The following is an 11,763-nucleotide window of genomic DNA, read 5'->3' on the forward strand; positions in this document are numbered from 1 at the left end:
ACCATTTTTAAATTCATCATGAACAAATTTAAAATGAGAGAGTTTTGCTGTATTAAATATTCTATTTAACTTAAAAATATAAATTATCCTTAACAAAAATTATTAATATATATTAAAGCGTTATGTTATTAAAACTTTGTTGAAACTAAAAAATGCTTATCTCTTATCAAGTGCATAAACAGCATGTAATGTTCTAACCGCAAGTTCAGTGTAAGCACTATCAATCAAAATAGAAATTTTAATTTCTGAAGTCGTAATTGCTTGAATGTTAATACCCTTTTCAGCCAAAGCCTTAAATGCTGTAGCGGCAACACCTGCATGGCTACGCATTCCAATACCAATCACAGATACCTTGGCAAGATCGCTTTCAAATTGGAGAACATCAAATCCAATTTCTTTGCGATTCTTCTCAAGAAGTGTAACGGCTTTTTCTACATCTGATGATGGTACAGTAAAAGTCATATCAGTTTTTGAGCCATCCTCAGAAATATTTTGCACAATCATATCAACATTAATGCATTCTTCAGCCAAGGGACCAAAAATTGCTGCCGAAATCCCTGGACGATCGGCAAGCCGACGAAGGGAAATTTGCGCTTCATCCTTAGCAAAAGCAATACCAGTAACATTTTGTTGTTCCACGATTTCATCCTCATCGCAAATAAGTGTTCCAGAAGAACTCATTGGATCCTCCATGCCTAACGCATCAGGATCCTCAAAACTTGAACGCACAAAGGTACGAACCTTATGAACCATTGCCAATTCAACAGAACGAACCTGTAAAACCTTTGCACCAAGAGAAGCCATTTCTAGCATTTCTTCAAAAGCTACTTTTGGTAAACGACGCGCCTTTGGTTCTATACGTGGATCCGTTGTATAAACACCATCCACATCTGTATAAATATCACAGCGATCAGCTTGTACAGCAGCGGCTATAGCAACAGCACTTGTATCTGATCCTCCACGCCCTAAAGTAGAAATCCGGTTATCCGGAGCTAACCCCTGAAAACCAGCAATAACGGCAACCTGACCTTCCTGAAAACACTCAATTAAAAAAGATCCATCAATATCAGTAATACGTGCACGGCCATGCGCATTGTCTGTATGAATAGGAATTTGCCAACCAAGCCATGAACGTGCATTCACCCCCATTTCTTGAAGTGTCAAAGCCAACAAACCTGAAGTAACCTGTTCACCAGAAGCAACCACAACATCATATTCACGAGCATCTCTATACATGGAGGAAGCATCACACGTCCACTGAACAAGCTCATTGGTTTTACCAGCCATCGCAGATACGACAACTGCAACCTCATTGCCTGCATCAATCTCTCTTTTGACATGCCGTGCAACATTATAAATACATTCAATGTTTGCTACAGATGTTCCACCGAATTTCATGACAATGCGCGCCATTAATAACACTCTTACCTTTACATCTCTTATCTCAAACGGTAATGAGAATTAGATGCTGTATCAACCAACCATTTTCTCGACATAGCGAATATCTATCATTTGTGCAAGTTTCATTATGATTATATTAATTTCTCTTGACTTTGTATAAAATCTACTTGACCTGATCATTAAAAATAAAAGGAAGGCAACATGATAGATGAAACACAAACAACTATTGATCAAAGTGAAATTGACCATTTTTCACGTATTGCTACAGAATGGTGGAATCCACAAGGAAAATTTCGACCTCTTCACCAATTTAACCCAACGCGCCTTGCTTACATCAGAGAAAAAATCTGTTTAGAGTTTAATCGTGACCCTTCTTCGCTTACGCCCTTTGACAATTTGAAAATTCTTGATATTGGCTGTGGAGGGGGCTTGTTATGTGAACCAATGGCACGTCTTGGCGCTATGGTTGTAGGCGTTGATGCTGCACAAACAAATATTGAAATCGCAAAAACCCATGCAGCTCAAAATGACCTTTCCATTGATTACCGCACGACAACAGCAGAAGCACTTGCCAATGAAGGAGAAAAATTTGATATTATCCTTAATATGGAAGTTGTTGAACATGTCGCTGACGTTAATCTCTTCATAGCAGCTACAGCAAAAATGTTGAAACCACAAGGGCTAATGTTTGTCTCAACACTCAATCGCACGTGGAAAGCATGGGGGCTTGCTATTGTAGGCGCTGAATATATTCTACGTTGGCTTCCTAAAGGAACACATGATTATAAAAAATTCCTAAAACCTCTAGAACTTAAAAATTTCTTATCAAAAAACGCTCTGACTGTCATTGAAGAGATAGGGATTACTTATAACCCATTAAACGACAGCTGGAATCGCTCAAAAGACATGGACGTTAACTATCTCCTTCTCGCAAAACGGTCTTAAGGATATGTAATTTACAAATATTATATGCCTTGTAATAAACAATTGAGCTTTCCCTCAGCCTCTAAAGCATAAAGATCATCACAACCGCCAACGTGATAATCACCTATAAAAATTTGGGGAAATGTATTACGTCCATTTGCGCGCTGTACCATTTCTTGGCGAAGGGATGTGGAAGCATCAATATCTGTATACTTTACACCTTTTTTATCAAGCAAATCACGTGCTTTTGTGCAATAAGGGCAGTTAGGACGTGTATAAATTATTATCTCTTTCATAGTATTATCCTCCAATATTTTTTTAATAATATTCACTTTAAATTCCTCTTAAGAAGAAGGAAAAATAGAATCTTCTTTGAGAACACGCGAAAATGTTAGCACATCAACCTGTCGTGCACCTGCATATTTTAATGCAGCAGCTGCTGCTGTAACTGTTGCACCCGTTGTAAATACATCATCAATCAGCAAAATAGAACATCCTTTGAGATATTTTTTAACCTTATGCGAAACCTTAAAAGCATTTTTTACGTTAAGTTTTCTCTCTCTCGAAGAAAGACTAACCTGCGGACGGGTATGCCGACAACGAACAAGCCAACTCGGTTTTAAAAGCTTTTTTTGTGATGCTGCAATATAACGCGCAAGCTCAGCAGATTGATTATAACGCCTCTCCCAAAAACGACGAAAATGCAATGGAATGGGAATAATAACATCACAATCATCAATAACCTCGCGTCCAGCAAATATCATCCAATTGGCCATAAATGATGCCAACTCTATATGATCACCATATTTTAAACGCGTTACTAAAGTTCGTGCAAGCCCTTTATGAACAATAGCAGAACGAACACGTGAAAAAGGATGAGAATTACGAAGTGCTTCACCACTGAGAAAACCATCTCCCATATCACAAACAAAAGGAGTCCCCATAACAGGACAATAAGGTTTCGTGATAAATTGAAGGTCTTTCCAACATTCGGGGCAAATCGTGCCATAAGTAGAAACATTTTGCTTACATCCAGGACAAATTGGTGGATAAAGCATCGCTTTCAAGCGTTCAATGAACTTACTGAGTATATCCCCGCTATTTAACGCCGCTTCTCGAAAATACAACATTATAAATTTAGGCTTCTACAAGTTTCCCTCAGAGCAAAAGTTCCTTTGTATTTCCTCAATTTATAATTTTAATTCCTTTAAAAACTCTTACCTTTTATAAATTTATTTTTCTTTCATATTATAAACTTGACAGAGCTTGCACAAATAATGAACCTTTTCAAAATATATTTTTTCATAGATCGAAAGTGTTCCACAATATGTCGCATCCTTTAATTTTTGATCATAACCGCATTGAACAATTCCGAAAACGTGCCTTTCAAAAAGCAAAAAAAGGATATGACTTTTTACTCTCTCACATGGCAGAAGATCTTTATAAACGTCTTAGCACTGTTGATCGCCTCTTTACATTAGCTCTCGATTTACACAGCCATACAGACCTTGCTGCGCAAGCTTTAATGAAATCTGGAAAAGTTTGTTCCATAGAACGTATTGAGACCGATACGCTTTATCAAAGCCATGATAAAAAATTTTATTTACGTCATCGAGAATTTCTTAATTTACCTCAAAGTTACTGTGACCTTATTGTTTCACTTCTTTCATTACAATTGACCAATGATACCCCTGGTGTTCTAAACCAGATAAAAAACACCCTTAAACCAGATGGCTTATTTCTTGCTGTTATGGTAGGAGCTGGTACATTAAGAGAATTGCGCGAAAGCCTGCTGCAAGCTGAAAGTGAAATTTATGGTGGAGCAAGCCCTAGGATCTATCCTTTTGCCGACATTCGTGATGCAGGCGCTCTTTTACAGCGTGTTGGCTTTGCTCTGCCTGTAGCAGACGTTGAAGATATCACTATACGTTATAATACAATGTTTGACCTTATGCACGATCTTAAAGCTATGGGAATGCAAAATGCACTCATCAATCGTTCACGACGCCCTGTATCCAAACGTTTTTTTCTCCGCGCAGCTGAAATCTATGCACAACGATTTAGTGATCCTGATGGACGTATTCGTGCACATTTTTCTTTCATCTGGCTCTCTGGTTGGGCTCCTCATCCCAATCAACAAAAACCCTTACAACCTGGTTCAGCGCAAATATCTCTTACAGATGTTTTACAACCCCCAAAAAAATAACCTAAATCATTTTTTAAAAATACTTTTATCTGTTGTCTGTAACATTTGACTGGTGATCGTTCCAGCTATCATTGAATCGCTCACGTTTAGAGCGGTACGTCCCATATCAATTAGCGGTTCAATAGAGATAAGTACAGCAACCAAAGTAACAGGAAGCCCCATAATTGGTAACACAATCAATGCAGCGAAAATAGCTCCTCCCCCCACACCAGCAACACCAATAGAACTTAACGTCACAACCCCAATAAGCGTAGCAATCCAAGTAGGATCAAGAGGATTAATACCCATAGATGATGCAAGCATGGTCGCAAGCATCGCTGGATAAAGACCAGCACAACCATTTTGTCCAATTGTTGCCCCAAAAGAAGCTGCAAAACTCGCAATGGATTGTGGTACACCTATCCACTGTGTTTGCGCTTCAATATTCAAAGGAATACTTGCAGCACTTGAACGACTGCTAAAAGCAAATATTAAAACTGGTAAAACCTTTTTGAAAAAACGAAAGGGGTTAACCCCAGAAATACCAAGTAATACACCATGAATTCCAAAAATTAAAATAATACCGATATAAGAAGCAATGATAAAAACCAGTAAATTTAAAATATCTGCAATACGCGATATTGCCCCTACTTTTGTCATAAGTGCAAAAATACCATAAGGTGTCAAAGCAATCACAATACGGACTAACCGCATAATCCAAGCTTGTCCCACTTGAATAAATAAAAGCGCTTTTTCTCCTTTTTCTGGCTCATCCTTCTTTAAAAGAAGAACCGATGCACCTAAAAATGACGCAAAAATAACAACACTGATAATTGACGTACGTTTAGCTCCACTCAACTCAGCAAATGGATTTTTAGGAATCATAGACAAAATCATCTTTGGTATATTCATATCTCCAAGTTTAGAAATATGACTTTCAAGAATAGCAGAAACATTTTGCCCTTCATGCACCAAACCATCGGCTGTTAATCCCAAAAAATTAACCACAAGCACACCAACCAATGCTGAAAGAGCCGTTGTAAAAAGCAATATTGAAATTGTTATTATACTCATCTTTCCAACAGCATAAACAGAATGTAAATGAGAAACTGCTGAAACGATAGAGATAAAAACCAGTGGCATAACAATCATTTGCAACAATAAGATATAACCCTCACCAACAATGTTAAACCATTCAACGGATTTCAATAGAGTGCTTTCACCCTCTCCATAAATAAACTGCAAAACACTTCCAAAAATCAAGCCAAGGATAAGCCCTACCATAACACGTAGTGAAAGACTCCATTGCATTCTCTTACTTTGAGAAACCAACAATAAAAAAATAACAAATAGAAATAAATTGACGAAAAAATTAAATGTCATTGTCTATGCTCACTTACTATTGTTATGATTGACATCAATAATCTGCATAATTCAAAATCAATGCATGATATTTAAAATTAACCTATAAAGCTTACAAGGCTTTTACAAAATCATTATTTTTTTAATTTATAGATTAAAAGAGAATTTTTTATCTACTAATAAATGTTTAAAGAAAACAAATAAAATTATTTTCCTATCCTTTCAATTTACGCTCTCATAAAATATTTAAAAAAGAGAAATATAAACAACATTCATTGCATCTTAATACTGAATAATTCCAGCATATCTTATCCTATAAATGTCTTTACCACTCTCTTTTGCTATTTGAACTGAAGTGAGCTTTCCAAGCAAGGATGAATTAACAATCGAACATTCATGATTTTTCTAGAAAATACACCAACAAGCTACTTTTGCTAATTTTATGGACTGCACTCTCAACAGCTTTGATCAGCACTTCAAATATAATTATTTTATTGAAAACACCTTTTATTCACTCTTTCTTTGCTCTCAATGAAATCTTTTTTATTTATTAATATTTAATGATGTAAATAACACATTAACTCTATATATTATAATCTCTATTTATATCTATTTACATAATATATTTCTGTTTTATATAAAAATAAATTTGAGTTATACATACATAGATCTATGGTTTTTTTCTACTGTTTTTTTAGCTTACTGAAAATATTGATATGGTAATTTTTGTATAATAGAATGCTCTTCCATATAAGCATCGTATATTGGATTATAATAATTGACTATTAAAAGAAAATTATTTTTTTTTATCCCTTTTACAAAGTGAAAAATATTATTTTCAGACCTATTCATAAGTGGGATAAGCCAAGTAAATAAAAAATTTTTGATAATAAACTTAAATATATCTCTTATGAACTATCTTTAGCACAAAGGTACAACATTAAGATTACGGAAATATCGTGATATTATTGAGTATAAAAATCACACTGCCCAAGAGATTTTTGTATTGTATTCTTTATGAGAAATGTTAAAAGCAAGGTAGGATATGCTCTCTAGAGTAAATGAGTGAATGAGCTACCACGGTGATATGCATTTTTTAAAAAGTAGGAAGTATCTTTGCTTCAAATTTAATAGGCACATTCTAAAAATAACGGTTCTACAGACTCATTCCAAATAGAATAGTAATGGGACAAAAATTTTTCAGCATCTGTTTGTCCCCTTGCCACAACCTCTTCTAAAGGATTAAGAAAATTTGTTTCATCAAAACCATTTATATCATACTGGTTGCGATTTTTTAAGCCTTTACGGGCAATAGCAAGAGCTTGACGTGCTAACTCTAAAAGTATAGTTTGGCGAAAAGGAGTTCTTAATCCTTCTTTAGGAACGCGTTGGCGCATATCTAAAACTTCTTCAAAACACCAATCTTTTGTCAAAGCCTCTGCCTCATTAAGTGCTTCCCTATCATAAAGAAGCCCAACCCAAAAAGCCGACAACGCACAAATACGCTTCCAAGAACCGCAATCAGCTCCTCTCATTTCTAAAAATCTTTTTAATCGGACTTCAGGAAATAACGTTGATAAGTGATTAATCCAATCTCCCATGTTTGGAATTGAATTTGCAACTTGTCCTTTTAATGCTCCATTCATAAACTGACGAAACGTTATATGTGTACAATCATAATAACGACCATCACGCACAACAAAATACATTGGAACATCAAGGGCCCATTCAACATAATCAGCAAAACCAAAACGCTCAGAAAATATAAAGGGAAGAACGCCTGTCCTCTGATTATCCGTATTACGCCAAATCTCAGAACGCCACGACAAAAAGCCATTTGGACGTCCTTCTGTAAAAGGTGAACTTGCAAATAATGCTGTTGCAACAGACTGTAACTTCATGGATACTTGCATTTTTCGCCGCATATCACTTTCAGATGAAAAATCAAGATTAACCTGAACTGTTGATGTGCGATACATCATATTAAGACCATTATGCCCCACTTTAGGCATATAATCAGTCATAATCTGATAACGTGATTTAGGCATTCGCGGCGTTTCAGCTAAAGTCCACTTTGGACTAGCTCCAAGACCTAGAAAACCTATACCCAATGGTTCTGCAATTTTTTTGAGAAGAGTTAAATGCTCCATCAACTCGGAATATGTATGGACTACTGATTTTAATGGTGCACCAGATAATTCAAATTGTCCCCCAGGTTCCAAAGATATGGCTCCCTGATCAACTGATCCTACGAGCCCAATAATATTCTCTTCATCTAAAATAGGTTTCCATCCTAAGGCGCTTTGCATCCTCTCTAAAAGCGCTCGGATTCCCCTCTCTCCTTCATAAGGAACAGGGTGAAAACCATCTCTATAAAACGGAAATTTTTCATGTTCTGTACCAATACGCCAATCATCTTCTTCTTTATACCCCCCTTGGAAATAGCTAACCAAGGAATCTAAGTTATAAATTTCACTTTCATCAGTTATATCAAGCGCCATAACTTATCGTATCCTATCATTGGTATCATCATCTTAAATGAATTGTTTAGAATGATTTTACAGATTTCTCAATCCATTACCCAATCCCCCACAGTAGCATTAAGAAGAGCCAAAGCAGCAACAGCGGCAGTGTCAGCGCGTAAAATACGCGGACCTAATGATATTGGAACCACAAAAGGACGTTTTTTTAAAAAGCTCCGCTCTTCTTCACTAAAGCCACCTTCCGGTCCAATAAGAATACCAGGTGTTGTAATGTCACGCTTTTTAAAAGAAGGTAATGGATTATGCGATTTATGCTCTTCATCACAAAAGAATAAAGGCTGTGTCTCATCCCACTGTACTAAAAGTTCTGCTAATGATAGAGCAGATACGCATTCAGGGAGAGATAAAATGCCACACTGTTCAGAAGCTTCAATAACATTGGCTTCCATACGCGCCATATTGATACGTGTAACCTGCGTATGATGCGTTATAACAGGCTGCAAAATCGATACCCCCATTTCAACAGCTTTCTGCACCATATAATCCAACCGCGCGTTTTTGAGTGGAGCAAAGCAATAAATAAGATTGGAATGCGTCGTTTGTAACCTTGCTTGATGGATAAGCTGAACCACAACAAATTTTTTCTTAACAATGATAAGTTTAGCAAGCCACTCACCATCCTGTCCATTAAAAAGTAAAAGTTCTGCTCCTTCTTTCATACGCAAAACATGTACAAGATAAGAAGCTTGTGCCCCCTCTATCTTTATTTCTTCATTCAAAGCCAATGTCTGTCGAATAAATAATCTTTTAAGTTTATAATTTATACGCATAAAAATTTTGCCAATGCTCACTATCGTCAACGAGAAAATGAAGAAAAATATATAGCAAAAAGAAAAAATTATATCTATAGAACTATAATATATTAAAGAATTATAGAGTTTTTTTAGCTTTATGAGATAATAATAGGAACTTATAGATCCTTAAGTGATTCTGCTTTCATAAAAGTTTAAATAATGCACCATTCATCTTTGCATTCAGTCATTAATGCATCCGTGGAGGAAAAATATGTCTGCTAAAAAAGCTACAATTATTACGATTACAACCCTCTTAGCCTTTATTTTGATTACAGTGGGAATTGGTTCCGTTGGAGCAGACGGGAAGCATACAATTACCAAAGATGGCTATGGTATTTCTTCTGGGATTCAATAAGCACTGGCCGACATCCCCCTTAAAATTTTAATGTTTTTTAGCAACTTTTATAAGATTTTCACCAATATTATGAATCTCTTGTATTGGAAAGATTTCATAAGAAGGGTGTTTATTCCTCTCTTCAGTCATTTATCTATACCAACCACACTTATGACGGAGAGAACGATTTTTACTGCTTCATCACGAACGGATTTAAAATGAGAGAATCTTTCGATAGTGGAACCTCTGATTTAAATTTAAAAGACAATTTTAAGTTGTAAAAAGACTAATTACCATTATAAGATACAATGTTATACAGATGAAAAACAATACTCAATCTGCGTCAATGTCTTTTGTAACCCAAAAATTACCACGATTTTGCCCTTTAGAGCTTAGAGAAAATGTAAAAGGCCATGCAAGGCTATTAGCAAGACATTGGACATCTTTACATAAAGTTTCTGATCTATAATTTTTACGTAGTTGTGCCTGTAATATCAATTCATTCTGCTTCCCTTGCGCAATAGCAGTTGCAACGGTTCCTTGAATAGATAAGCTCAAGTCTGCTGTATGCATTAATGACTCTGTTACCTTCATCATACCTTCAGAAAAGCTTGTCTGAATATCCCAGTGATCAAATGTTGTTGAAAAGGTATCATTCTTCATTAAAAGAAATTGTTGTTTATTTAAAAGTCTTGTCTGTAATTCATTCAAATCATACCCAAAGAGCCGACCAGAAGACATCTTCAGTGTTAATTCACCGTGCATTTTCGTAAAAATTCCTTGCCAAGAATCAGCAAGTGTTCGTACCGTTGCAGTAAAATTCGTTTTGCTTTGTATAAATGGAATAAATCCCAAGATTTCTAAAGTCTCCTGCATATCAATAGAAGCACCTGAAATATTTCCTCCAATACGCACTTTCTGTCCAGCTGACGTAATTTCAATATTACTTTGCACGGATCCACCAAAAATATTCGCATGTCCAAGATCAAAAATACCATGCCCATTTCTTACTTGTATTGCAGCAGCTAAATTTGTGAGTGAAATATTTCCTATTTTGGCTTGTGGCACAGAAAGTCGTATATCCACGCCAATACGATCAAAAATTGTCATATCAAAGAAGGCATTTTTCTTTTTACCTGAAAAAAACATTGAACCTAAGAGGCTAAGATCTAAGTTATCAAAGGCTAAAGAGCCCATGACATTTGGTACATAATCTTGAAAATCGAGTTTTAAAGCTCCCCGCGCATTGGCTTTCCCCATCGTAAATGTAATATTGTTCATTTGGATATGCATTGGCTGCGCTAAAAAATGAGATTCCCATACAATAGGTATTTTTAATTTATGTCCCCAAAACTGATTTCCACCAACCCAAGACAATGTCTGATTCCATCCAGGAGAACGCATCGATACTTTTCCGTCAAAAATATAATATTCAGATAACCGAGCTTTTCCTGTAAAAGTTATTCCCCCACGTACAGAATTGAGACTTGCCCTAATATGACTTTTGCCTCCTGCAAGAAGCAGCAATGCTTGAGAAGCATCAATTGATAACTTTGTAAATTCTCCGCGCCAACGCGCATCTGCACGTAATCGTACTTCCTGAGTCGATTCCGGCCAATCTAAAGTCGCATTTAATCCTGTTATTTTTTCTGCTATCCCCGAAAAACTATCGTGATACACAAGAACACCATTTTTAATGACAATCCGCCCAAAAGGTTGTTTGAAAAGGTCCTCTATCTCTGGATGTTCAGGATTATGTTTTAATATTTCACGCGTATTGCGTATTGCCAACCCTAATGCACCTTGTGAACGAGAAAAGCGATCAAAAAAATCTGCTATTGTTTTAACAGGCTTTTCCATAACAAATTGAGGACGTATAATCCGCGTCTCTGAAAAAGAAACATGTCCCCAAAGAAGATCGACGACAGAAAGATCAACTTCTATTGATTCAGCTTCCATTAATGGCGCAACGTCATCCATTTTTGATGTTAAAGTAACGCCAGAAAGAAATGCTTTAGGATAAGGAAAAAGATGTAACCGCGGTGGATCACGCAATTGCACATTGTACCCCGTGCATGCGCTCAAATCCTGCGCTAAACGAATACGAATCGCATCTGTAGAGATAAAATAAGGTAAAACGAGAATCCCCACTCCAAATAAAAAGATAATTGTAATAAAAATTCCGCTCAAAAATTTTATGATTCTGATGCGCACAATATC

The 11,763-nt window shown here is 36.1% G+C and carries 10 protein-coding genes; 3 read left to right on the forward strand and 7 right to left on the reverse strand.

Going from position 1 to position 11,763, the window contains the following annotated elements:
- Positions 1-156: 156 nt before the first annotated feature.
- Positions 157-1,413 carry an aspartate kinase gene (locus ACFIJ0_RS03030; RefSeq protein WP_375624537.1) on the reverse strand — a complete coding sequence of 419 codons (1,257 nt, stop codon included), beginning with the start codon at positions 1,411-1,413 and terminating at the stop codon, positions 157-159.
- A 189-nt stretch (positions 1,414-1,602) separates the two neighbouring features.
- Between ACFIJ0_RS03030 and ubiG the strand changes: the two genes are divergently transcribed.
- Positions 1,603-2,346, forward strand: coding sequence for a bifunctional 2-polyprenyl-6-hydroxyphenol methylase/3-demethylubiquinol 3-O-methyltransferase UbiG (gene ubiG, locus ACFIJ0_RS03035; RefSeq protein ID WP_375644125.1), 744 nt, complete (start codon positions 1,603-1,605; stop codon positions 2,344-2,346).
- A gap of 20 nt (positions 2,347-2,366) precedes the next feature.
- Here ubiG and grxC read toward each other — a convergent pair whose 3' ends face one another.
- Both grxC and ACFIJ0_RS03045 read right to left on the reverse strand, forming a co-directional pair.
- Entirely contained in the window at positions 2,367-2,621 is a 255-nt protein-coding gene (gene grxC, locus ACFIJ0_RS03040; RefSeq protein WP_375624541.1) for a glutaredoxin 3, read from the reverse strand.
- Positions 2,622-2,669: 48 nt separating this feature from the next.
- A complete protein-coding gene (locus ACFIJ0_RS03045) occupies positions 2,670-3,455 on the reverse strand; it encodes a ComF family protein (RefSeq protein WP_375624543.1) in 786 nt (261 codons plus the stop codon).
- A gap of 197 nt (positions 3,456-3,652) precedes the next feature.
- Between ACFIJ0_RS03045 and ACFIJ0_RS03050 the strand changes: the two genes are divergently transcribed.
- Entirely contained in the window at positions 3,653-4,531 is an 879-nt protein-coding gene (locus ACFIJ0_RS03050; protein ID WP_375624545.1) for a methyltransferase, read from the forward strand.
- 6 nt (positions 4,532-4,537) lie between these two features.
- Here the strand turns inward: ACFIJ0_RS03050 and ACFIJ0_RS03055 are convergent, their stop codons facing one another.
- The 3 genes from ACFIJ0_RS03055 to ACFIJ0_RS03065 form a co-directional block, all read right to left on the reverse strand.
- On the reverse strand, positions 4,538-5,893 hold the full coding sequence (locus ACFIJ0_RS03055) for an L-cystine transporter (protein ID WP_375624547.1): 1,356 nt from the start codon (positions 5,891-5,893) through the stop codon (positions 4,538-4,540).
- Positions 5,894-6,999: 1,106 nt separating this feature from the next.
- A complete protein-coding gene (locus ACFIJ0_RS03060; protein ID WP_375624549.1) occupies positions 7,000-8,373 on the reverse strand; it encodes a glutamate--cysteine ligase in 1,374 nt (457 codons plus the stop codon).
- Positions 8,374-8,441: 68 nt separating this feature from the next.
- Positions 8,442-9,185 (reverse strand): 16S rRNA (uracil(1498)-N(3))-methyltransferase, encoded by a 744-nt coding sequence (locus tag ACFIJ0_RS03065; protein ID WP_375624551.1) that lies wholly within the window; start codon positions 9,183-9,185, stop codon positions 8,442-8,444.
- Positions 9,186-9,420: 235 nt separating this feature from the next.
- On the opposite strand from ACFIJ0_RS03065, the gene ACFIJ0_RS03070 reads away from it, so the two are divergent.
- Positions 9,421-9,564, forward strand: coding sequence for a hypothetical protein (locus ACFIJ0_RS03070; protein WP_012754785.1), 144 nt, complete (start codon positions 9,421-9,423; stop codon positions 9,562-9,564).
- Positions 9,565-9,876: 312 nt separating this feature from the next.
- Here ACFIJ0_RS03070 and ACFIJ0_RS03075 read toward each other — a convergent pair whose 3' ends face one another.
- Entirely contained in the window at positions 9,877-11,757 is a 1,881-nt protein-coding gene (locus ACFIJ0_RS03075) for an AsmA family protein (protein ID WP_375644124.1), read from the reverse strand.
- Positions 11,758-11,763 lie beyond the last annotated feature (6 nt).

Source organism: Bartonella sp. OC68QHHN (assembly GCF_042193875.1).
GTDB lineage: Bacteria > Pseudomonadota > Alphaproteobacteria > Rhizobiales > Rhizobiaceae > Bartonella > Bartonella grahamii_A.